This is a genomic window from Streptomyces sp. KL116D (genome assembly GCF_030766975.1).
In the GTDB taxonomy this organism is placed as follows: domain Bacteria; phylum Actinomycetota; class Actinomycetes; order Streptomycetales; family Streptomycetaceae; genus Streptomyces; species Streptomyces longispororuber_A.
Genome location: NZ_JASERH010000142.1, coordinates 326,907 through 347,352 on the forward strand (window position 1 = coordinate 326,907; position 20,446 = coordinate 347,352).

The following is a 20,446-nucleotide window of genomic DNA, read 5'->3' on the forward strand; positions in this document are numbered from 1 at the left end:
CTCGAAGGGGTCGAGGCCGTTCGGTGTCTGCGTGCTCATCTGTCTGACTTCCTTCGCATCCGTTGTCCTGCCGATGTGCCCAAAGGCATCGCCTCCCGCAGGGACCAAAGCCCTGGTCGAACTACTCTACGAACTTAAAGGTCATACTTCTTTGGAGAGGTAGGTGCGCCCGTGCCAGCGTTCGGTGAAAATGAGACACCTACAGGAGTTGAAGCCAAGGAAAGTCGATGACGGAGCAGGACCCCGCGCAGACGAGCGCACATCTGGGAGCGACCCCGCGGATCGAGCGCACATCCGCACGTGATCCCTTCGACCCGAGCGCGAGCGTCTCCGGGTGGGATGCAGGTCGGACCGATGGGGACCGACGGTCCGTGGGCGGGCGGCGTGGGCCTCTCGCGCCGGGTGCACCGCATCGACTTCCACGTCCTGCTCTTCTTCCGCGAGGGCCCGGTCCACCACATGATCGACTTCGCGGAGTACGAGGTCGGGGCCGGGGACGTGCTGTGGATCCGGCCCGCCAGGTGCACGGCTTCTCGACGGCGGAGCAGTACGTGGGCACGGCGCTGACCATGCGAAGCCCGGCTTCCTGCCGCGCGCCATCGTCGAGGCGCGACCGGCCTGTACCGCTACGACCGGCCGCCACTGCTCCACCCGGCCCGGGACCAACTCGCCGCGCTGGAGAGCTCGTTGGAGCAGCTGCAGCGCGAGTACCTGACACCTCGACGCTGCCGCTGAGCCTGCACACGTCCGTCCTGCGGCACTCCCTGACGGCGTTCATGCTGCGGGTGGCGCACGTGTCGGCGCAGGCGGCGGCCGACGAGTGCAGGCCGCAGCCCGACACGACGTTCAGCCGGTTCCGCACGGCGGTCGAGCAGGGCTTCACGACGAACCACAGCGTGAGCGCGTACGCCGACGAGCTCGGCTACTCCGCCGCACGCTGGTCCGCGCCGTGCGCGCGGCGACCGGCCAGACCCCGAAGGCGTTCATCGACCGGCGGGTGGTCCTGAGGCCAAGCGGCTGCTCGCGCACACGGAGCTGCCGGTGGGCCGGATCGGGGTCGCGGTCGGCTTCGGCGACTCGGCGAACTTCTCCAAGTACTTCCTCCAGCACACGGGCGTGACACCGGCGGCGTTCCGCCGAGCAGGTCTGAGCGCACCCCTGCGCCTTACGTAAAGAGTTCCGAAAGGACGGTAAACGTAAGGGAGTTGCGCGGGCGCCCGGCCCGGCGATCGGTCACGCTGCAGGAGCACGACGGTCGACCCTGCCCCCGTCTCCCGCCGTGCTCCCGGTTCGCGGCCGTCGGCCCGGGCGCCACCGCGGGCGCGGCCACTGGGTAGGGTCGGCGCCATGCCCCACCCGACCACCCCCGCCACCTGCGCCTGCGGTCTGCCGCGGGCCTACGAGGGCTGCTGCGGCCGCTACCACTCCGGTGGCGCCGCCGCCCCCACCGCCGAGGCCCTGATGCGCTCCCGGTACTGCGCCTTCACCCGGCGCGACGCCGGGTACCTGCTGCGCACCTGGCACCCGGACACCCGGCCGCCCGGCATCGACTTCGATCCGGCGCTGAGCTGGACCGGTCTGGAGATCCAGGAGACGACCGAGGGCTCGGCCTTCCACCAGAAGGGCACGGTCACGTTCCGCGCCCGCTACCGGGACGGCGGCCGGGCGGGCGCGCTGCACGAGCGGAGCCGGTTCGTGCGGGTGGCGGGTGCCTGGGTGTACGTCGACGGCGACTTCATCGAGTAGGCCCCACTCCACGGCCGACACCCGGGCGCCGCAAGGGGGTTCGGCCAGGGCGCGAGGATGTCCAGCTCTGAGCGCGCCCACCGCGATCTCGCGCGTGAGCGCCTCCGCGCGCTCCGCGTTCCCCTCCCGCACCGCCTCCGCGACCTGGACGTGCAGGGTGACCGCCGCCGGGTCCGGGTCCTCGAACATCACCTGGTGGTGGGTGCGGCCGACAGCACCTCGGCCACCAGGTCGCCGAGAGGTGGGCGAACATCTCGTTGCCCGACGCGTTCAGCACGACGCGGTGGAACTCGATGTCGTGGACGAGGTACGCCTCTAGCTGAGTGGCCGCGCGACGTGGCGACCATGCCGAGCGCGCACTCGGTGAGTTCCGCGCACTGCCCGGCCGCGTCGCGTCGCGCGCGGCGAGGCCCGCGGCGACCGGCTCGACCGCCGACCGCAGGACCGTGAGCGAGCGCAGCTGGCGCGGCCGGTCGGACCCGGCGAGACGCCACCGGATGACCCGCGGGTCGTAGACGTTCCACTCCTCGGCGGGCCGTACGGTCACGCCGACGCGGCGCCGCGACACCACCAGGTTCATGGACTCTGGACGCGCACCGCCTCGCGCATCACCGAGCGCGACACCTCGTAGTGCTGAGCGAGCTCGTCCGTGCGCAGGACACTGCCCGCGGGTACTCACCCGCGGTGATGGCGGGACCGAGGCTGTCCAATACGCGGGCGTGCAGTCCCCGGTCCTGTGTGGTCATGAGCTCACCCTACGGGGAGGCGGGGAGCGCACCGGGCGAGGACCAGCAGGAATAAAAAGTCTGACTTGTATGTCACAGGGTCTTGAATTAGTCAGACCTTTTGGGTTTCAGTGACGTGACACAGCGATGTCGATGAAGACAGCGAGGCAGTACGCGATGAGCACCCCCCACGTCGTCGTGGTCATGGGCGTTGCAGGCACCGGCAAGACGACGATCGGTCCCCTGCTCGCCGACCGGCTGGGCGTTCCCTACGCCGAGGGCGACGACTTCCACCCCGAGGCCAACATCGAGAAGATGTCGGCCGGCACCCCGCTCACGGACGAGGACCGCTGGCCCTGGCTGGACGCCATCGGCCGCTGGGCCCACGGCACGTGCCGGACTCGGCGGTGTGGTCAGCAGCTCCGCCCTCAAGCGCAGCTACCGCGACCGGCTCGCGCCGCCGCCCCCGGTGTCGTCTTCGTGCACCTGACGGGTGACCGCGCGCTCATCGAGGACCGCATGTCCCATCGGCAGGGCCATTACTTCATGCCCACCGCGCTGCTCGACTCCCAGTTCGCCACGCTCCAGCCGCTCGCGGTGCGGACGAGTGCGGGCGTCGACGTCGACGTGGCGGGTTCGCCGGAGGAGATCACGGACCGGGCCGTCACGGCCCTGACCGCGCTCTCGACTCCGCCGGTTCCGCCCACCCGTAGTCGCACCACCCCTCGTCCCCCTCCCCTCCCCCTCCACGTACAAGGGAAAGACCGTGACCAGTCTCAGCGTCGAGATGCTGGCAGCGGACACCGTCGAGCCGATCACCTCCGCGGGCCACGCCCAGCTCGGGATCGCCGTACTCGCGGGCATCGCCGTCATCGTCCTAGCTCATCACGAAGTTCAAGCTCCATCGCCTTCCTGGCGCCACCATCGGCTCGTCTCGCGCTCCGCGCGTGCCGCCGGGGCGCCGCTCGACAAGGTGATCACCAGCTTCTCCGCGGGCCTCGGCTCCACGGTCGCCGGTGTGGGCGTCCTGATCGCGCTGGGCGCGATCCTCGGCAAGCTGCTCGCCGACTCCGGCGGCGCCGACCAGATCGTCGACACGACCTCGCCAGGGCGGGAAGTCCGGCGGCAGGGACGACGCCCTGGGCGATGGTCCTGATCGCCTCGATCATCGGACTGCCGCTGTTCTTCGAGGTGGCCGTGGCATCGTGCCGCTGATCCCGGTCGTCCTGATGGTCGCCAAGCGCGGCAACCACTCGCCGATGCGCATCGGCATCCCGGCGCTCGCCGGCTCGTCCGTCAGCGCACGGCCGATCCCGCCGCACCCGGCCCGCTCGTCGCGATCGACGCGGCCGCGGCCAACCTCGGCATCACGCTCGCGCTCGGCGCGTCCTGGTCGCCATCCCGACGGTGATCATCGCCGGTCCGGTGTTCTCGAAGTACGCCGCCAAGTGGGTGGACGTCCCGGCCCCCGAGAAGATGATCCCGGCGCGCGCCTCCGACGAGCTGAGAAGCGCCCGAGCTTCGGCGCCTCCGTCGCGACCATCATGCTCCCGGTCGTGATGATGCTGTCCAAGGCCCTCGTCGACATCATCGTGACAACCCGAGCACACCGTCCAGCGCGTCTTCGACGTGATCGGCTCGCCGCTGATCGCGCTGCTCGCCGCCGTCATCGTGGGCATGTTCACCCTCGGCGGCGCGCGGCCGGCTTCACCAAGGGCAAGCTGCAGGCCACCACCGAGCGGTCGCTCGCCCCGATCGCGGGCGTGCTCCTCATCGTCGGCGCGGGCGGCGGCTTCAAGCAGACCCTCATCGACTCCGGCGTCGGCCAGATGGTCCTGGACATCTCCAAGGACTGGTCGATCCCGACGCTGCTGCTCGCCTGGCTGATCGCGGTCGTGATCCGGCTGGCCACGGTTCGGCGACGGTCGCCACCGTCTCGGCCGCCGGTCTGGTCAGCGCCCTCGCGGCCGGCATGACCGACACGCACACGGCGCTCCTGGTCCTCGCGATCGGTGCGGGCTCGCTGTTCTTCAGCCATGTGAACGACGCCGGCTTCTGGCTGGTCAAGGAGTACTTCGGACTCAGCGTCGGGCAGACGGTGAAGACCTGGTCGGTCATGGAGACGCTCATCTCCGCGGGTCGCGGAGCCGTCGTCCTGCTGTTGTCCGTGATCATCTAGAACCGCTGTCCCCATCCGGCGGACCACGAGGAGGAGCACGCCGATGAGCCACTGTTCGACATCGGCGGCCGCACCGCCCTCGTGACCGGATCGAGCCGCGGGATCGGGTTCGCTCCTGGCCCGCGGCCTCCTGGAGGCCGGCTGCACGGTCGCGCTCAACAACGGCCGGGACACCGGCCGCCTGGAGGAGTGCCGCCGGGAGCCGGGCGGCGCCCCGGCACCGTGCACTACCGCGGCGCGTTCGACGTCACCGACGGGCCTCCGTGGCGGCCGGGATCGCGGACGTCGAGGAACGGGTCGGCCCGCTCGACATCCTCGTCAACAACGCGGGCGTGCAACTGCGCGCCCCGCTCCTGGAGTTCACCGACGCCGACTGGCACCGGATCCTGAACACCAATCTGACGAGCGCGTTCCTGGTGGCCCGGGAGGCCGCGCGCGGCATGGTCGCGCGCGGCCACGGCAAGATCGTCAACATCTGCTCGTTGCAGAGCGAGGTGGTCCGCCCGGGCATCGCCCCGTACGCGGCCACCAAGGGCGCCCTGAAGATGCTCACCAAGGGCATGTGCGCCGACTGGGGCCCGTCGGGCGTCCAGGTCAACGGGCTCGGCCCCGGCTACATCGAGACCGAGCTCACCCGGCCCCTCGTCGAGGACGAGGAGTTCAGCGCCTGGGTGCGCCGCCGCACCCCGGCCGGGCGCTGGGGCCGTACCGAGGACCTGGTGGGCGGGGTGCTGTTCCTGGCGTCGCCCGCGGCGGACTTCGTGAGCGGGCAGGTGCTGTACGTCGACGGCGGCATGACCAGCGTTCTGTGATCGTCCGCACTCGTCAGTCCGCGGTGGTCAGTCCACAGTCGTCTGTCCGTAGGCGTCTGTCCGTAGGCGTCCGTCTGCACTCGGTGGAGGAGTTCCCGTGCTCGGTTGTGTGATCCACGGCGCCGGTGACCTGCGCGTCGACGACCTGCCCTCTCCCGAGCCCGGCCCCGGCGAGGCCCTGGTCGCGGTCCGGTACGGCGGGGTGTGCGGCTCCGATCTGCACTACTGGCGGCACGGCGGTGTCGGCGACTTCCGGCTGACGGAACCGATGGTGCTGGGCCACGAGGTCGTCGGCACGGTCACCGGCTACGGACCGGGCACCGAAGGACCGGCCCCCGGCACCCCGGTCGCCGTGCACCCGGCGACCCCCTGCGACACCTGCCCGGAGTGCCGGGCCGGACGACGCTCGGTCTGCCGCGACACCCGCTATCTGGGCAGCGCCGCCCGCACCCCGCACGTCCAGGGCGGCTTCGCGGCCGAACTCGTCGTCCCCGCAGCCCAGTTGAGGGCGCTGCCGGAGGGCCTCCCGCTGGACCGCGCCGCCCTCGCCGAACCCCTGTCGGTGGCGCTGCACGCGGTGCGCCGGGCCGGGGACGTCGCTGGGCGGCACGTCCTGGTGACCGGGGCGGGACCGATCGGCTGTCTGGTCGTCGCCGCGGCGAAGGCGGCCGGGGCGGCCCGGGTGACCGTGACGGACCTGCTGCCCAAGGCCCTCTCGTACGCCGCGGTCGCGGGCGCCGACACGCTGGTACGGGCCGACGACCCGGCCGACCCCGGGTGGCCGGACGAGGCGGACGCGCCGGACGTCGCGATCGAGGCGTCCGGGGTCGCGGCCGGGCTCGACACCTGTCTGCACCGGGTGCGGCGGGGCGCCGTGGTGGTGCAGCTGGGGATGCTGCCGCCGGGGCAGAGCCCGTTCGCCGGGAACCTGGTGGTGAGCCGGGAGCTCGAACTGCGTGGCGCGTTCCGCTTCGACACCGAGTTCGACGACGCGATCGCGCTGCTCGCGCGGGAGCCGGCGCTCGCCGGACTCGTCAGCGCGGTGGTGCCGGTGGCCGGCGCGGCGCGGGCGTTCGCGCTCGCCGCGGACCGGTCCGCGGCGTGCAAAGTGCTGCTGGACTTCGGGAGTTGAGCGCTCCGCCCCCGCCGAAAGTGCCTTGACTTCGAGAGCGCTCCAGCACGTTTACTACCGGCCATGCGATACACCCAGCTCGGACGCACCGGACTCAAGGTCAGCAGACTCGTGCTCGGCACGATGAACTTCGGCGGCCAGACCGACGAGAAGGGCAGCCACGCCCTCATGGACGCCGCGCTCGACGCGGGTCTCAACTTCTTCGACACCGCGAACATCTACGGCACGGACGACGACCGGGGAGCCACCGAGCGCATCCTCGGCTCCTGGTTCGCGCAGGGCGGGGACCGGCGCGACAAGGTGGTCCTCGCCACCAAGGTGTACGGCAACATGGCGGGCGGCCCCATCAACGAGGAGCCGTGGCCGAACCACTACAAGCTCAGCGCGGTCAGCATCCGCCGCGCCGTGGACGCCTCGCTCAAGCGCCTGGGCACGGACCACATCGACGTCTACCAGTTCCACCACGTCGACCGGGACACCCCGTTCGACGAGATCTGGCAGGCGATGGACGTCCTGGTCCAGCAGGGCAAGATCCTCTACGCGGGCTCGTCGAACTTCCCCGGCTACAAGATCGCCCAGGCCAACGAGACGGCTGCCCGGAACGGCCGGGTCGGGCTCGTCAGCGAGCAGTGCCTCTACAACCTCTTCGAGCGGCGGGCCGAGATGGAGGTCATTCCGGCGGCCCAGGAGTACGGCCTCGGGGTCATCCCCTGGTCGCCGCTCCACCAGGGCCTGCTCGGCGGCGCCCTGCGCAAGCAGCGCGAGGGCGTCGGCTCCCGCACCCTGATGGGCCGGTCCGCCGACGGCATCGCCGACGCGAAGGTGCGGGCGCAGATCGAGGCGTACGAGAACGTCGTCGACGAGCACGGCCTCGAACCCGGCGAGGTGGCTCTGGCCTGGCTGCTCGGCCGCCCCGGGGTGACCGGGCCGATCGTGGGCCCGCGTACCGGGGAGCAGCTGGACTCGGCGCTGCGGGCGGTCGAACTCGACCTGCCGGAGAGCCTGTTGACGGCGCTCGACGAGATCTTCCCCGGCCCGGGGCCGGCACCGGAGGCCTTCGCCTGGTGACCTCCGGGTCACCCGCGGGAGCATGGCGTACGGCCGTCGTCACGGCAGCCACTCGCCGTGCTCCCGCCGCGCCCAGTCCCGTCGTACGAGGCCGGTGCGCATGCCCCGGCGGGCCTCCGGGTCACCGGCCGCCATGCCGACGTGCCCGGCGATCACGACGCCGAGGGCGAGCGCCAGCCAGTCGTGCACGAAGGTGCTGCCCGTGCGCCAGGCCAGCGGGGCGAGGTGCGTGAACCACATCAGCAGGCCCGTGCCGAGCATGACGAGGACGGCGCCCGCGAGCCAGGCCGCCCAGAGCTTCTGCCCGGCGTTGAACTTGCCCGCGGGCCGGGCAGGGCGGCGCCGGACCACGGCGCGCAGCCACGCCCGGTCGTGCGGGCCGAACCGGTTGAGACGGCCCAGGTCGGCCCGGAAGGCCCGGGAGACGAGACCGGCCAGGAACGGGGCGGGCAGCAGCAGCCCCGACCACTCGTGCAGCGTGACGACGAGGGCGCGGCGCCCGACGAGTTCGGCGAGCTGGGGCAGGTACAGGCAGGCCGCGGTCGCCACGCAGACGCCCATGAGGACGGCGGTGCTCCGGTGCACCCAGCGCTCGGCGGGCGTGAACCGCCTTACCCGGTCGGCGAGTTCAGTCGGTGGGTGCATCGCCGCGCCCGTTCGACCGGCCGACCCAGGCGTCGACGTCGTAGCCCCGGTGCTCCCAGTAGCCCGGCTGCACGCGGTCGGTGACGGTGATTCCGGAGAGCCACTTGGCCGACTTGTAGAAGTACATGGGAGCCACGTAGAGGCGCACCGGTCCGCCGTGCGCGTGCGCGAGGTCCTTGTCCCGCATCTTCAGCGCCACCAGTACGTCGGGGCGGCGGGCCTGGTCGAGGGTGAGGCTCTCGCTGTACGTGCCGTCGAAGCAGGTCAGCCGGACCGCCCGGGCGGAGGGGCGGACGCCGGCGGCGTCCAGGAGCCGGGAAAGCCGTACGCCCTGGAACGGGGTGGCCGGGACGCGCCAGCCGGTGACGCACTGGACGTCGCGGACGAGGCGGGTCTGCGGCAGGGCCCGCAGTTCGGGGAGCGTGTAGCCGGCGGGCCGGTCGACGAGGCCGTCGACGGTGAGGCGGTAGTCGGTGGCGCTCTTGTGGGGCACGGAAGCGGCGACGGAGTAGTAGCGGAAGCCGCCTCCGTTGGGCAGGAGGTCGCTGACGCCGGTGGGGTCCTTCGCGGCGAACGACTCCAGGACGTGCTGGAGGGCGGGGGCGGCCGCGACGCCGAGGGCGCCTGCGCCGACCATGCCCAGGATCAGGCGGCGCCCCACGGGGGCGCCGCCCTCTGTGTCGGGCCGGGGCCCGGGGTTCGGTGTCACCCCTCGATTCGAGCACCACGGGGTGGCCACGAACCAGTCCTACGCCCCGACCGTCAGCTTTCCGTCACCTTTTCCGCGACTGAGCGCCGGTGGGGGCTGGGCGCGCAGTTCCCCGCGCCCCTGGGGCACCCAAATCAAGCCCCTCCGGCGATTGAGGAGCGGGGGCCGGGGCAGAGCCCCGAGGCCGTTGACCGGGTGAGCGCCGGTGGGAGCTGGGCGCGCAGTTCCCCGCGCCCCTGGGTCACCCAATTCAAGCCCCTCCGGCGATTGAGGAGCGGGGGCCGGGGCAGAGCCCCGAGGCCGTTGACCGGGTGAGCGCCGGTGGGGGCTGGGCGCGCAGTTCCCCGCGCCCCCAGGACGCCCACCCATTGCCCGGGACCCGTTCGCCGGAGGCTAGTTCGCCTTCTTCTCAAGTTGGAACGCCTCGTTGCCCAGGCCGATGCGGGCGTGGGCCTGGGGGTTGCGGCTGCGGAGGACCAGGCTGTAGGCGACGCCCACGAGTGCGGCCAGGACGATGATGCCGGGGAGCAGCCAGTTCAGGGCGGAGTCGGGGCCGGAGCCGACGAGGACGTCGAAGTCCTTGACCGTGTAGCCCGCGATGACCAGCAGGGCGAGTCCGGCCACGCCGGAGGCGACGAGCCGCCACGCCTGCGCGCCCGCCGCCCCGCGCTTGGCGAAGAAGACGATGACCGCGAGGGACGCCGTGGCCATCAGCAGGATGACGCCGAGCGCGCCCACGTTGCCGCCCCACGTGAACAGGTGGAGGACCGGCGCCGTCGGGTCCCCGGCCGGGCCGTCGTCCGCGACGGCGAACCCGATGACGACGAGCAGCGAGATCACCGACTGGAGCACCGAACCGGTGCCCGGCGCCCCGCTCCCGCTGTGGGTGCGGCCGAACGTGGCGGGCAGCAGCCCCTCGCGGCCCATGGCGAACGCGTACCGCGCGACGACGTTGTGGAAGCTGAGCAGCGCCGCGAACATGCCGGTCACGAAGAGCACGTGGACGACGTCGGTGAAGGTGCCGCCGAGCCGGTCCTCGGTGAGGCCGAACAGCAGACCGGCGGACTGCTTCTGGGCGGCGCCGACGATCCCGGCGGGCCCGGTGGCCACGGTCAGCGCCCACGAGCTGATCGCGAAGAAGACGGCGACGCCGCCGACCGCGAGGAACATGACGCGCGGGACGAGGATGTGCGGGCGGCTGGTCTCCTCCGCGTAGACCGGCGCCTGCTCGAACCCGGTGAAGGCGGCGATGCAGAAGCACAGGGCCGTGCCGAGGCCGACCCCGGAGAGCGTCTCGGGGTTGAAGGCGTGCAGGGACAGGCCCTGGCTGCCCGGGTCGCCGATCGCCGCGATGTCGAAGACGACCACGACGGCGACCTCGATGAGCAGCAGCACGCCGAGGACCTTGGCGTTCACGTCGATCTTCAGCAGGGCGAGCACGCCGACGGCGACGACGGCGAGCAACGCCGGTATCCACCAGGCGAGTTCGATGTCCAGGTACTGCTGGGCGAGGCCGGCGACCTCGAAGCCGAACATGCCGTAGATGCCGACCTGGAGGGCGCTGTAGGCGACGAGCGCGACGAGGGCCGCCGCGGCGCCGGTGGTCGGGCCGAGGCCGCGGGATATGTACGCGTAGAACGCGCCGGCGTTGTGGACGTGCCGGCTCATCTCCGCGTAGCCGACGCTGAACAGGGTGAGCACGACGCCGAGGATGAGGAAGAGCAGCGGCTGGCCGACCACGCCCATCACCGCGAACGTCGTCGGCATCACCCCGGCCACGACCATCAGGGGCCCGGTCGCGGCGAGCACGGACAGGAGCAGCCCCGTCGTGCCCAGGCGCCCGGCGCGCAGCGCGCTCTCCTCCCCCACATAGGTGTTGATGCCCGGCTCCGCCGTGGCCGGTCTGCTCTCGCTCGTGGTCATGGAGCTTGATCCCCTCGATGTGGTCTAGGCAGAGCCGAGCGCGGCACTGCGCGCGGCGCGGAAGGCTTCGTACGGGTCCCGGTCGGGGTACGACCAGGGCGCCGCCGTGACGTAGGTGCCGATGCGGTGGAACAGGGCGGCCGCCTCGGCGGGGCGGCCCTCGCAGTACTTGGCGTGGGCGAGGAAGTTGAGGTCGATGCGGCCGCGCGGGTGGGTGACCCCGGCCCGGTCGTGCGGGTCGCCCCACTCCAGCCACCAGTCGAACGCGGCCTTCATGACGAGGCGGGCGCGCCGCCCGGTCCAGTGCCCGGACGCCTTGGGGTCGTCCGGTTCGCTGCCCGCCCTGGCGAGGACGCGGTAGCGCTCGGCGTGCGCGACGACCGGGAGGACCGCCAACGGCGAGCCGGGCGGCGCCTGTTCGGCGGCCCAGGCCGCGAAGTCGTACACCTCGTGCAGCGGGTCCTGCCCCGCGTCGGGGCGCCGCTCGGCGAGCCTGGCCACCATCAGGTGGTGGGCGTGGTGGTGTCCCGGATGCCGGTGCCGTACCTCGTCGAAGAGCCGGACGACGTCCTCCTCGCGCCCCAACTCCCGCTCCAGGAGCAGCAGTCCGAGCCAGGGGGTCGGGTCGTCCGGCACCAGGGCGGTGGCGTCGAGGCAGGCGTCGCGGGCCTTGTCGGGGCGCATCTTGCCGGCCACGGCGCGGTGCACGGAGGCGCAGGCGAGCAGCACGGCGGCGTCGGTGGACTCGGGTTCGACGAGGCGCCAGTCACGGACCCAGGCACTCGCGGTGGGTTCCTGGGCGAGGCCCATGACGCGGTGGCCGCGTCGGTCCCAGTCGTCCCCGGTGGCGGCGAGCAGTTCCCTGGCCTCGGTCCAGCGGCCCTGCGCGAGGGCGGACCTGGCGGCGACGAGGTCGGTGTCGTCGAGTGCGGGGTCGCCGAAGTTCGAGGAGAGTGCGGCCTTCTTGCGGGGGCGCCCGAGCGGAGGCGGGGGTGGGGACACCGCGGCGGTTCCTCTACGACTTTTCAGATACGAAGGTGCGAGTGGGGACGGCGACGGCGCGACACTGCGGCCGGGGCGCGAATGATCACGCACAGCAAAGCGGTACGGGGTGCTCCGCGTCAAGGGTGATCAGGTGACAGACTTCACCAACTCGGCTCCGGATCCTTCGAGTTCATCCGGATGTCATCTCACCCACCGCCGCCACCAGCGGCGTTGACCCTGTGACACGAGTACATTGCGATCCCGTCCCGGCCGCACGGGTCCGGTCGCCCGTGGAGCGGGGTGCGCCGCGGGGCGCTATCGTCGGCGGTACCCACCCTCTGCAAGTCCAGCAGCCGTCCGAGGTGCGCAGCGTGTCGGTTCTCGTTCTCGTCCTCGCCGTGAGCGCGGCGTTCTGCCTGGGCGTCGGATTCGTCCTCCAGCAGAACGCGGCGGCCCGTGCCCCGCTCGGCGACTTCCTCTCCCCGCGACTGCTGCTCGATCTGGTGCGGGTGCCGCGCTGGCTCGCCGGCATAGGGCTGATGGTGTGCGGCATGGTGCTCGGCGCGATCGCGCTCGGCGGGGGCGAGGTGACCCTCGTCGAACCGCTCCTCGCCACGAACCTGCTCTTCGCCCTCGCCCTGTCCCGCCACCAGACGAGACAGCCGCTGGGCCGTCAGGGCTGGGGCGGGCTGCTGCTGCTCGCGGGCGGCGTGACGGCGTTCATCGTGGCCGGTCAGCCGCGCGGCGGCAGCGCGGTCGCCGATCCGCTGCGGCACTGGCTGATCATCGGCGTGATGGTCGGCACCGCCCTGCTGCTCGCCGGTTTCGCGAAGCGCTCGCGGCTGATCGCGGGCCCGGTGCTGCTCGCGGTGGCGGCGGGGCTGCTGTACGGGGTGCAGGACGCGCTGACCCGGGTGAGCGGGCAGCGGCTGTCGGCCGGGGGCTGGACGACGCTGGTCACCGGGTGGCAGCCGTACGCGGTGGTCGTGCTCGGGGTGACCGGTCTGGTCCTGGTGCAGAGCGCGTTCGAGACGGCGCCGCTGCGGATGTCGCTGCCCGCGCTCACCGCCGCGCAGCCCCTCGCCGGGATCGCGTGCGGTGTGGGGTTCCTCGGGGACCGGTTGCGTACGGACGTGGGGGCGTTGGCGTGGGAGGCGGCGGGGCTGGCCGGGATCGTGGCCGGTGTCATCCTGCTGGGCCTGCATCCCGCGATGCCGGGCGCGGCCGCGCGGGGGCGGGACCGGGCCGGGGCGACCGTCTGAGGTTCGTCGACCTCTGCGGGTCCGGTGGGGGCTTGTCGCGCCCCGCGGCGGAGCCGCTGATGACACGGCCCCGCGCCCCTGAAGGCCGACTGCGTCTGCCCTCTTCCGGTGCGTCGCGGACCGCGGGCCCGTGGGGCTTCCCGCGCAGTTCCCCGCGCCCCTGGAAAGAGCGACTGCGTCTGCCCTCTTCCGGTGCGTCGCGGAGTGCGGGCCCGTGGGGCTTCCCGCGCAGTTCCCCGCGCCCCTGAAAGCTGCGGCTCCGCCGCGCTTTCCCCTGGTGGGGGTCGCGCACGCAGTGCGCACCTCCAGGGGCGCGGGGAACGGCGCGAGCAACCCACCACGACGCGCACTCCGCGACGCACCCGAAGAGGGCAGACGCAGTCGGCCTTCAGGGGCGCGGGGAACTGCGCGAGCAGCCACGACGAGAGTCGCACCCGCCCCCCGAACCGCCCCACCCGCGGCGCGTAGCCTCCCCCCATGAACCTCAGCGATCCCGCCGAAGAGATCCTCGACATCGTCGACGAGCACGATCACGTGATCGGCCGGGCCCCGCGCGCCGAGGCCTACGCGAAGGGCCTGCGCCACCGGTGCGCGTTCATCCTGGCCCGCACCCCCAGCGGCAGCGTCTTCGTGCACCGGCGCACCCGCACCAAGCTCGTCTTCCCCGGCCTGTACGACATGTTCGTCGGCGGAGTCGTCGGCGCGGGCGAGTCGTACGACGAGGCCGCACTGCGCGAGGCGGAGGAGGAGCTGGGGGTCTCCGGGCTGCCGCAGCCCGTACCGCTGTTCAAGTTCCTGTACGACGCCGGTTCCGGGCACTCCTGGTGGTCGTACGTCTACGAGGTGGTCCTCGACCTGCCGGTGCATCCGCAGGAGGAGGAGATCGACTGGTACGGCTTCCTGACCCCTCAGGAGCTGGAGCAGCGGATCGGCGAGTGGGCGTGGACGCCGGACGGCCTGGCGGCGTACGAGCGGTGGAAGGCCCGCGGGTAGGGTCCTGCGAGTGATCGAATTCGTGCGCAACGTCCGGTTGTGGTTCGCCCCGGAGCGGATCAGGGACGAGGGCGATACGCCCGACTACCGCTTCTCCCTCGCCAACGAACGCACCTTCCTCGCCTGGGTCCGCACCGCGCTCGCGCTGATCGGTGGCGGCTTCGCCGTGGACCAGTTCCTGCCGGACCTGCGCTGGGGCTGGCGCGTGGGCCTCGCGCTCGCGCTGCTGGCGGCGGGCGTGCTGTGCTCGCTGCGCGCCGTGAGCCACTGGGTGCGCTGCGAGCGGGCGATGCGGCGCGGCGAGGATCTGCCGGTGTCCAGGTTCCCGGCGCTGCTGAGTCTGGTGGTGGCCCTGGTGGCCGTGGCGATGGTCTTCGTGGTGCTGGTGGGCTGGGAAGGGTGAGCGGGCGCGACCCGGGCCTGCAGCCGGCCAGGACCCGGCTGGCCTGGCGGCGGACCACGCTGTCGTGCACGGTCGCGGCGGTGCTCGCCGAGAAGACGGCGCTGCACGGCTCGCCGGGGACGGTGGGCTGGGTGGCCGCCGCGCTGGTCCTGGTGGTGTGGCTGGGGTTCCTCGGGGTGGCGCACCGCCGCATCACGGGGCTCGCGCGGGACGAGGTCGCGCCCCCGCTGATGTCGCGGCGGGGCGCGGTGCTGGGCACGGCCTGTGTGATCGCGATGGCGGTGTTCGCGGCGGCGCTCGTGGTGTGAGGGCGGGGCCCCCGGGCCGGGTGGTCAGCCGTCCCCGTCGCCCCACGGCACCGTCACGACGATCTTCCCGCGGGTCCGCCCCCGGGCGCTCAGCTCATGGGCGGCGGCGGCCTCTTCGAGCGGGAACGTCTTCGCCACATGCACGGTGAGGACGTCCTGTTCCGCCAGGTCGGAGAGGCGGGCGAGGTCCGTGGCGTCGGGGCGGACGAAGCAGTAGCGGCCGCCCAGGCCGAGGACCGCGCCGTCGGCCACGGAGGCCAGACGGCCTCCCGGGGCCAGCAGCTCCGCGGACACCCGCAGGGTCTCGCCGCCCACCGTGTCGAAGGCCGCGTCGACGCCCTCGGGGGCCAGGGCGCGGACCCGTTCGGCGAGACCGTCGCCGTGGCTGACGGGTTCGCCGCCCAGTTCCCGTACGTAGTCGTGGTTGCGCTCGCTCGCGGTGCCGATGACGCGGGCGCCGAGGTGCCGGGCCAGCTGTACCGCCACCGAGCCGACCCCGCCGGCCGCCGCGTGCACCAGGACGACGTCGCCCTCGCCCACCTCCAGGGCGCGGGTGAGGACCTGGAGCGCGGTCAGTCCGGCCAGCGGCAGCCCCGCGGCCTCCTCGAAGCTGAGGTTGCGAGGCTTGCGGGCGAGGGTGCGCACGGGCGCGGCGACGTACTCGGCGAAGGTGCCGCGGGACAGGAAGTCCTCGCGGACGTAGCCGATGACCTCGTCGCCGGTCGCGAACTCCGTGACGGAGACGCCCGGCTGGACGACCACTCCGGACACGTCCCAGCCGGGGATCACCGGGAAGACCGGGTCCAGGATCGCGTCGAGGTGGCCGTCGCGGCACTTCCAGTCGACGGGGTTGACGGAGGCGGCCCGCACCTTCACGAGGACGGCGTCCGGGGCGACCTTCGGGTCGCGCACCTCTCCGTATGCGAGGACTTCGGGGCCGCCGTACGAGCGGTAGCTGATCGCCTTCATGACCGGAGGTTCGCACGGCCCTGCCGGTGCGGCATTCCGGACTGGCCCGGGGAGAGCAGTCCGGCTCCCTCTCCCCCGACTCCCGGGCCCTCGGATCCCCGGTTCCCCGGACATCGCGCGGCAGCGGCTGGCACCGTTAGAACGATCACGTTTCCGCCAGTCACTGGACGGCATACCGACTGGTCGGCATGATGTGACGCACTGTGCGACGCGTGCCGAGCACCGATGCCCGTGCCCGTTTCGGCCGCCCGCCACCTGCCCACCAACCGGACTCCCGGAGGACCGCGATGAGTCACCCCCCTGGCCTGGACCTCGACCGGCTGCGCGCCCACCTCGACCGTGAGCGGCCCGGCCTCGTCGCGGGTCCGCTGTCCGGGCGGCTCATCGAGGGCGGGCGGTCCAACCTGACGTACCAGGTCGGCGACGGGACCTCGAAGTGGGTCGTGCGGCGGCCTCCGCTGGGGCACGTCCTCGCGACCGCGCACGACATGAAGCGCGAGCACCGGGTGATCGCCGCCCTGCACCCGACGAACGTGCCGGTGCCCGAGCCGGTGCTGCTGTGCGAGGACGAGAGCGTCATCGGCTCGCCGTTCTACGTCATGGAGTTCGTGGACGGCACGCCCTACCGCACCTCCGACCAGCTCGCCCCGCTCGGCCCCGAGCGCACCCGCGCCGCCGTGCTCGGCCTCGTCGACACACTCGTCGACCTGCACGCGGTCGACCCGGCCTCCGTCGGGCTCGGGGACTTCGGGCGGCCGGAGGGCTTCCTCGACCGGCAGCTGCGCCGCTGGGGCAAGCAGCTCGACGCGTCCCGCAACCGCGAGCTCGCCGGCATCGACGAACTCCAGGCCGCCCTGGGCCGTTCGCTCCCCGACTCCCCCGCGCCGACGATCGTGCACGGCGACTACCGGCTCGACAACGTCCTCGTACGGCAGGACCCGGACGGCGTCGACCGCATCAAGGCCATCCTCGACTGGGAGATGTCGACGCTCGGCGACCCGCTCACCGACGTCGGTCTGCTCGCGATGTACAGCGCGAAGCTGGAGATGCCGAACTCCCCCATCTCCACCACCTCTTCGGCCGCCGGGCACCCGGACCCGGCCGAGCTGATCGAGCGGTACGCCGCGCGCTCGGGGCGCGACGTGTCCGCGGTCGCCTGGTACACGGCGTTCGCCTGGTTCAAGCTCGCCGTGATCCTCGAGGGCATCCACTACCGCTACACGCTCGGGCAGACGGTCGGCGCCGGCTTCGACCGGATCGGCGAGCTGGTCCCCGTCTTCATCGAGCACGGTCTCACCACCCTCCAGGACCTTCAGGAAGGCTGATCCCTCCCATGGACTTCGCATTCGACGCCAGGACCCAGGAGCTGCGCGAGCGTCTCCTGGCGTTCATGGACGAGCACGTGTACCCGGCGGAAGCCGTCGCCGCCGAGCAGCGCGCCGCGCTCGACTCGCCGTGGGAGACCCCGGCCGTCGTCGAGGAGCTGAAGGCCGAGGCGCGCCGCCAGGGCCTGTGGAACCTGTTCCTGCCGGACGCCGAGCACGGTGCCGGTCTGACCAACCTCCAGTACGCGCCGCTGGCCGAGATCACCGGACGCTCCCCGCAGTTGGCGCCCACCGCGCTGAACTGCGGTGCCCCGGACACCGGGAACATGGAGGTGCTCGCCCAGTTCGGCACCGAGGCGCAGCGCAAGCAGTGGCTGGAGCCGCTGCTCGCCGGTGAGATCCGCTCCGCGTTCGCGATGACCGAGCCGGAGGTCGCCTCCTCCGACGCCACGAACATCACGACGCACATCGAGCGCGACGGCGACGACTACGTCATCACGGGCCGGAAGTTCTACATCTCCGGCGCCATGAACCCGAACTGCCGCGTCTTCATCGTGATGGGCAAGACGGACCCGGACGGGCCCGACATCCGCCGCCAGCAGTCGATGGTGCTGGTGCCGCGCGACACCCCGGGCGTCGAGGTGCGCCGGGCCATGACCGTGTACGGCTTCGAGGACCATTGGCACGGCGGGCACGCGGAGGTCGTCTTCGACCGGGTGCGGGTGCCGGTGAGCAATCTGGTCGGCGAGGAGGGTGGCGGCTTCGGCATCGCCCAGGCGCGGCTCGGTCCCGGCCGCATCCACCACTGCATGCGGCTGATCGGCATGGCCGAGCGGGCCATCGAGCTGATGTGCCGGCGGGCCGTCGCCCGGACGGCGTTCGGCAAGCCGCTCGCCCAGCAGGGCGTGGTGCAGGAGTGGATCGCGGACGCGCGGGTCGCCGTGGAGCAGTTGCGGCTGCTGGTGCTGAAGACCGCGTGGCTGATGGACACGGTGGGCAACCGCGGTGCCCACACCGAGATCCAGTCCATCAAGATCGCGACGCCGCGGACGGTCGTCGACATCATCGACAAGGCGGTGCAGCTGCACGGTGCGGGCGGGGTGTCGCAGGACTTTCCGCTGGCCGAGTTGTGGGCCGGGGCGCGGACGCTGCGTCTGGCCGACGGGCCGGACGAGGTGCACCAGCGGTCCCTCGCCCGGCGGGAACTGAAGCGGTACGTCTAGTTTCGTCGCCGGGTGCGGGTTGCGCCGTGGCTGGTCGCGCAGTTCCCCGCGCCCCCGAAAAACCGACTCCGTCCACGGCTCTCGTCGTGGTTACTCGCGCAGTTCCCCGCGCCCCCGAAAAACCGACTCCGTCCACGGCTCTCGTCGTGGTTACTCGCGCAGTTCCCCGCGCCCCCGAAAAACCGACTCCGTCCGCGGGCCTCGTCGTGGTTGCTCGCGCGGTTCCACGCGCCCCTGGAGGCATGCGCTGGCGCGCAGGCTTCAGCGGGTCGCCTCAGGGGCGCGGGGAACTGCGCGACCAGCCCCCACCGGCCCGCAGCCGCACGGCACGGGAGCCCGCGACGGCGAGAGGGCGGTCTCAGTACCCGCCCCCGCCCGCATGGTCCAGCAGGGCCAGGCGGCGCAGGAAGCAGCGCACGCGCAGGAGTTGGCGGGACGCCGTGCGCACGGCGGGCGACACCCGCGGCGCGTACGCCGCGGTCCAGAGAACAGGTACGTGGTCCATGGCCACCACCCTCCCGCCGCCCCGCGCGCCCGGTCCAACAGATCGTTTCGCTCGGGCGCATTCATAGAATCGATGGGTGGAGATACGTCAGCTGCGCCACTTCGTGGCGGTCGTGAACGAGGGCAGTTTCACCGCGGCGGCCCGCGCCGAGCTCATCGTGCAGTCCGCGCTCAGCACGTCGGTCCGGAACCTGGAGCGCGAGCTGGGCGCGGAGCTGTTCGACCGGACGGGCCGCCGTGTCGTGCTCACGGAGGCCGGGCGCGCGCTGCTGCCGCAGGCCCGGCAGCTGCTCGCGGGGGCGGCCGCCGCGCGGGAGGCCGTGGCGCAGGTGACCGGGCTCGGCGCCGGACGGCTGGCCGTCGGCACCATCCAGACGCTGACCTGCGTGGACCTGGCCGCGGAACTGTCCGCGTTCCACCGAGAACTGCCCGGCATCCAGGTGTCCGTACGGGAGGCGCCCGTGGAGGAGCTGATCGAGGGGCTGCGGGCCGGCGAGCTGGACCTGGCGTTCCTCGCGCCGGACGCGCGTCAACTCCCGGACGGGCTGGCCGTGTTCGGGACGTGGCAGGAGGACCTCGTGCTCGTCACCGCGCCGGGGCATCCGCTGGCCGAGGCCGGGCGCACACTGCTCAGCGACCTCGCGGCCGAGCCGTTCGTCGACTTCAGGGCCGGTACGGGCCTGGAGACGGCGGTGCGCCGGCTCGCCGCGCACTGCGGTCTGGAGCGGCGGATCACCTGTGACGTGACGCAGATCGGCCTGCTCGTGGACCTCGTACGGGCCGGGATCGGGGTCGCCATCGTGCCGCGGCGGATCGGGGAGGCGTCCGGGCTGCCGTGTGTGACCATCCGGCAGCCCGAGCCGGGGCGGGCGATCGTGCTGGCCGGGCGGGCGCCCCGGCCGCGCAATCCGGCGGCGGAGGCGCTGCTGGCCCGGCTTACGGGCGCAGCGCCCGAAGGAGCAGGTCAGCCAGCTGGTCGGCGAGCTGCTGCGGGGTGAGCGGGCCGTCCGGCCGGTACCACGTGGAGAGGTGGTGGACGGAGCCGAAGTGGTAGTCCACCACCAGGTCGGCGGGGGTCTCGGTGGAGAAGACGCCGGTCTTCTGGCCCTCCTCGATCAGCGCGCGGAACCGCTCGTGGTAGCGCCGCCGCTCGGCCCGCACCTGCTTGTTCTTCTCGGGGCTGAGGTGGTGCATGGAGCGGAAGAAGATCGCCGCGTCGTCGAGGTTCTCGATCGTCGTGACGACCACGTCCGCGGCGGCGCCGCGCAGCCGCTCCTCGACCGGTTCGTCCTGGTCGGCGAAGGCGTCGAGCCGCTCCTGCTGGAGGCGCAGGACCCGTGCGTACACCTCGTGCAGGAGATCGTCCTTCGAACCGAAGTAGTGGTAGAGGGCGCCCTTGGTGACGCCCGCCGCCTCGACGATCTCCTGCACCGACGTGCGGTCGTAGCCGCGCTCGGCGAAGAGCCTGGTGGCGGCCGCGAGGAGCCGCTCGGGTACGGGCGTGCCGTCGCCGTCCGTCGTCGTCCTGGGCACTGC

Annotated in this window: 20 protein-coding genes and 4 pseudogenes; 15 read left to right on the forward strand and 9 right to left on the reverse strand. The window is 72.5% G+C overall.

Annotated features, from left to right (window positions below; genetic code table 11):
- Positions 1-227: 227 nt before the first annotated feature.
- Both RBJ77_RS56445 and RBJ77_RS56450 read left to right on the forward strand, forming a co-directional pair.
- A pseudogene (locus RBJ77_RS56445) lies at positions 228-1,173 on the forward strand (helix-turn-helix domain-containing protein).
- Between the two features lie 174 nt (positions 1,174-1,347).
- Positions 1,348-1,746 (forward strand): YchJ family protein, encoded by a 399-nt coding sequence (locus RBJ77_RS56450; RefSeq protein ID WP_372352094.1) that lies wholly within the window; start codon positions 1,348-1,350, stop codon positions 1,744-1,746.
- Here the strand turns inward: RBJ77_RS56450 and RBJ77_RS56455 are convergent.
- On the reverse strand, positions 1,736-2,326 hold the full coding sequence (locus RBJ77_RS56455; RefSeq protein WP_372352095.1) for a FadR/GntR family transcriptional regulator: 591 nt from the start codon (positions 2,324-2,326) through the stop codon (positions 1,736-1,738). The two genes, RBJ77_RS56450 and RBJ77_RS56455, sit on opposite strands and share 11 nt — an antisense overlap.
- A gap of 349 nt (positions 2,327-2,675) precedes the next feature.
- On the opposite strand from RBJ77_RS56455, the pseudogene RBJ77_RS56460 reads away from it, so the two are divergent.
- Positions 2,676-3,077, forward strand: a pseudogene (locus RBJ77_RS56460) (gluconokinase); the annotation flags it as partial.
- Here RBJ77_RS56460 and RBJ77_RS56465 read toward each other — a convergent pair.
- Positions 3,011-3,178 (reverse strand): hypothetical protein, encoded by a 168-nt coding sequence (locus tag RBJ77_RS56465; RefSeq protein WP_372352096.1) that lies wholly within the window; start codon positions 3,176-3,178, stop codon positions 3,011-3,013. The pseudogene RBJ77_RS56460 and the gene RBJ77_RS56465 overlap by 67 nt on opposite strands.
- A 59-nt stretch (positions 3,179-3,237) precedes the next feature.
- Here RBJ77_RS56465 and RBJ77_RS56470 point away from each other — a divergent pair, with 59 nt between their 5' ends.
- The 5 genes and pseudogenes from RBJ77_RS56470 to RBJ77_RS56490 all read left to right on the forward strand — a co-directional run bounded on the left by RBJ77_RS56470 (position 3,238) and on the right by RBJ77_RS56490 (position 7,662).
- Positions 3,238-3,627, forward strand: a complete 390-nt coding sequence (locus RBJ77_RS56470; RefSeq protein ID WP_372352097.1) for a hypothetical protein — start codon at positions 3,238-3,240, stop codon at positions 3,625-3,627.
- A 103-nt stretch (positions 3,628-3,730) separates the two neighbouring features.
- Positions 3,731-4,650: pseudogene (locus tag RBJ77_RS56475) on the forward strand (hypothetical protein).
- A 51-nt stretch (positions 4,651-4,701) separates the two neighbouring features.
- Positions 4,702-5,462: pseudogene (locus RBJ77_RS56480) on the forward strand (SDR family oxidoreductase).
- Positions 5,463-5,559: 97 nt separating this feature from the next.
- A complete protein-coding gene (locus RBJ77_RS56485) occupies positions 5,560-6,594 on the forward strand; it encodes an L-idonate 5-dehydrogenase (protein WP_372352098.1) in 1,035 nt (344 codons plus the stop codon).
- Between the two features lie 63 nt (positions 6,595-6,657).
- The gene (locus RBJ77_RS56490; RefSeq protein ID WP_372352099.1) at positions 6,658-7,662 is read left to right on the forward strand and encodes an aldo/keto reductase; all 1,005 of its coding nucleotides are present in this window, start codon (positions 6,658-6,660) and stop codon (positions 7,660-7,662) included.
- A 39-nt stretch (positions 7,663-7,701) separates the two neighbouring features.
- Here the strand turns inward: RBJ77_RS56490 and RBJ77_RS56495 are convergent, their stop codons facing one another.
- The 4 genes from RBJ77_RS56495 to RBJ77_RS56510 form a co-directional block, all read right to left on the reverse strand.
- Positions 7,702-8,307, reverse strand: coding sequence for a cytochrome b/b6 domain-containing protein (locus tag RBJ77_RS56495; protein WP_372352100.1), 606 nt, complete (start codon positions 8,305-8,307; stop codon positions 7,702-7,704).
- Positions 8,291-9,016 carry a molybdopterin-dependent oxidoreductase gene (locus RBJ77_RS56500; RefSeq protein WP_372352101.1) on the reverse strand — a complete coding sequence of 242 codons (726 nt, stop codon included), beginning with the start codon at positions 9,014-9,016 and terminating at the stop codon, positions 8,291-8,293. Before RBJ77_RS56500 ends, RBJ77_RS56495 begins: the two co-directional genes overlap by 17 nt.
- 393 nt (positions 9,017-9,409) lie before the next feature.
- Positions 9,410-10,939 (reverse strand): APC family permease, encoded by a 1,530-nt coding sequence (locus RBJ77_RS56505; RefSeq protein WP_372352102.1) that lies wholly within the window; start codon positions 10,937-10,939, stop codon positions 9,410-9,412.
- Positions 10,940-10,963: 24 nt separating this feature from the next.
- On the reverse strand, positions 10,964-11,941 hold the full coding sequence (locus tag RBJ77_RS56510) for a hypothetical protein (protein ID WP_372352103.1): 978 nt from the start codon (positions 11,939-11,941) through the stop codon (positions 10,964-10,966).
- Between the two features lie 353 nt (positions 11,942-12,294).
- Here RBJ77_RS56510 and RBJ77_RS56515 point away from each other — a divergent pair, with 353 nt between their 5' ends.
- The 4 genes from RBJ77_RS56515 to RBJ77_RS56530 all read left to right on the forward strand — a co-directional run bounded on the left by RBJ77_RS56515 (position 12,295) and on the right by RBJ77_RS56530 (position 14,889).
- Entirely contained in the window at positions 12,295-13,185 is an 891-nt protein-coding gene (locus RBJ77_RS56515) for a DMT family transporter (RefSeq protein ID WP_372352104.1), read from the forward strand.
- Positions 13,186-13,662: 477 nt separating this feature from the next.
- Positions 13,663-14,178: an NUDIX hydrolase gene (locus RBJ77_RS56520; protein WP_372352105.1), complete on the forward strand. Its 516-nt coding sequence runs from the start codon at positions 13,663-13,665 to the stop codon at positions 14,176-14,178.
- Positions 14,179-14,188: 10 nt separating this feature from the next.
- Positions 14,189-14,581 (forward strand): YidH family protein, encoded by a 393-nt coding sequence (locus tag RBJ77_RS56525; RefSeq protein WP_372352106.1) that lies wholly within the window; start codon positions 14,189-14,191, stop codon positions 14,579-14,581.
- The gene (locus RBJ77_RS56530) at positions 14,569-14,889 is read left to right on the forward strand and encodes a DUF202 domain-containing protein (protein WP_372352165.1); all 321 of its coding nucleotides are present in this window, start codon (positions 14,569-14,571) and stop codon (positions 14,887-14,889) included. The genes RBJ77_RS56525 and RBJ77_RS56530 overlap by 13 nt, the downstream gene beginning before the upstream one ends.
- A 24-nt stretch (positions 14,890-14,913) precedes the next feature.
- Here RBJ77_RS56530 and RBJ77_RS56535 read toward each other — a convergent pair whose 3' ends face one another.
- Positions 14,914-15,858, reverse strand: a complete 945-nt coding sequence (locus tag RBJ77_RS56535; RefSeq protein WP_372352107.1) for an NADP-dependent oxidoreductase — start codon at positions 15,856-15,858, stop codon at positions 14,914-14,916.
- A gap of 287 nt (positions 15,859-16,145) precedes the next feature.
- Between RBJ77_RS56535 and RBJ77_RS56540 the strand changes: the two genes are divergently transcribed.
- Both RBJ77_RS56540 and RBJ77_RS56545 read left to right on the forward strand, forming a co-directional pair.
- Complete coding sequence (locus tag RBJ77_RS56540) at positions 16,146-17,183, forward strand: phosphotransferase family protein (protein WP_372352108.1); 1,038 nt, start codon at positions 16,146-16,148, stop codon at positions 17,181-17,183.
- 8 nt (positions 17,184-17,191) lie between these two features.
- Complete coding sequence (locus tag RBJ77_RS56545) at positions 17,192-18,406, forward strand: acyl-CoA dehydrogenase family protein (protein WP_372352109.1); 1,215 nt, start codon at positions 17,192-17,194, stop codon at positions 18,404-18,406.
- Between the two features lie 358 nt (positions 18,407-18,764).
- Here RBJ77_RS56545 and RBJ77_RS56550 read toward each other — a convergent pair whose 3' ends face one another.
- Complete coding sequence (locus RBJ77_RS56550) at positions 18,765-18,911, reverse strand: hypothetical protein (RefSeq protein ID WP_255973053.1); 147 nt, start codon at positions 18,909-18,911, stop codon at positions 18,765-18,767.
- Positions 18,912-18,987: 76 nt separating this feature from the next.
- On the opposite strand from RBJ77_RS56550, the gene RBJ77_RS56555 reads away from it, so the two are divergent.
- Positions 18,988-19,908 carry a LysR family transcriptional regulator gene (locus RBJ77_RS56555; protein ID WP_372352110.1) on the forward strand — a complete coding sequence of 307 codons (921 nt, stop codon included), beginning with the start codon at positions 18,988-18,990 and terminating at the stop codon, positions 19,906-19,908.
- On the opposite strand, the gene RBJ77_RS56560 is transcribed toward RBJ77_RS56555, so the two are convergent.
- Positions 19,847-20,443, reverse strand: a complete 597-nt coding sequence (locus tag RBJ77_RS56560) for a TetR/AcrR family transcriptional regulator (protein ID WP_372352111.1) — start codon at positions 20,441-20,443, stop codon at positions 19,847-19,849. The two genes, RBJ77_RS56555 and RBJ77_RS56560, sit on opposite strands and share 62 nt — an antisense overlap.
- Between the last annotated feature and the right edge of the window lie 3 nt (positions 20,444-20,446).

Bases quoted from the DNA above. Each gene is read 5' to 3' on its own strand.
- RBJ77_RS56535 (WP_372352107.1), bottom strand. From the start codon at position 15,858: ATGAAGGCGATCAGCTACCGCTCGTACGGCGGCCCCGAAGTCCTCGCA.
- RBJ77_RS56550 (WP_255973053.1), bottom strand. From the start codon at position 18,911: ATGGACCACGTACCTGTTCTCTGGACCGCGGCGTACGCGCCGCGGGTG.
- RBJ77_RS56450 (WP_372352094.1), top strand. From the start codon at position 1,348: ATGCCCCACCCGACCACCCCCGCCACCTGCGCCTGCGGTCTGCCGCGG.
- RBJ77_RS56545 (WP_372352109.1), top strand. From the start codon at position 17,192: ATGGACTTCGCATTCGACGCCAGGACCCAGGAGCTGCGCGAGCGTCTC.
- RBJ77_RS56455 (WP_372352095.1), bottom strand. From the start codon at position 2,326: ATGAACCTGGTGGTGTCGCGGCGCCGCGTCGGCGTGACCGTACGGCCC.
- RBJ77_RS56505 (WP_372352102.1), bottom strand. From the start codon at position 10,939: ATGACCACGAGCGAGAGCAGACCGGCCACGGCGGAGCCGGGCATCAAC.
- RBJ77_RS56520 (WP_372352105.1), top strand. From the start codon at position 13,663: ATGAACCTCAGCGATCCCGCCGAAGAGATCCTCGACATCGTCGACGAG.
- RBJ77_RS56490 (WP_372352099.1), top strand. From the start codon at position 6,658: ATGCGATACACCCAGCTCGGACGCACCGGACTCAAGGTCAGCAGACTC.
- RBJ77_RS56540 (WP_372352108.1), top strand. From the start codon at position 16,146: ATGAGTCACCCCCCTGGCCTGGACCTCGACCGGCTGCGCGCCCACCTC.
- RBJ77_RS56495 (WP_372352100.1), bottom strand. From the start codon at position 8,307: ATGCACCCACCGACTGAACTCGCCGACCGGGTAAGGCGGTTCACGCCC.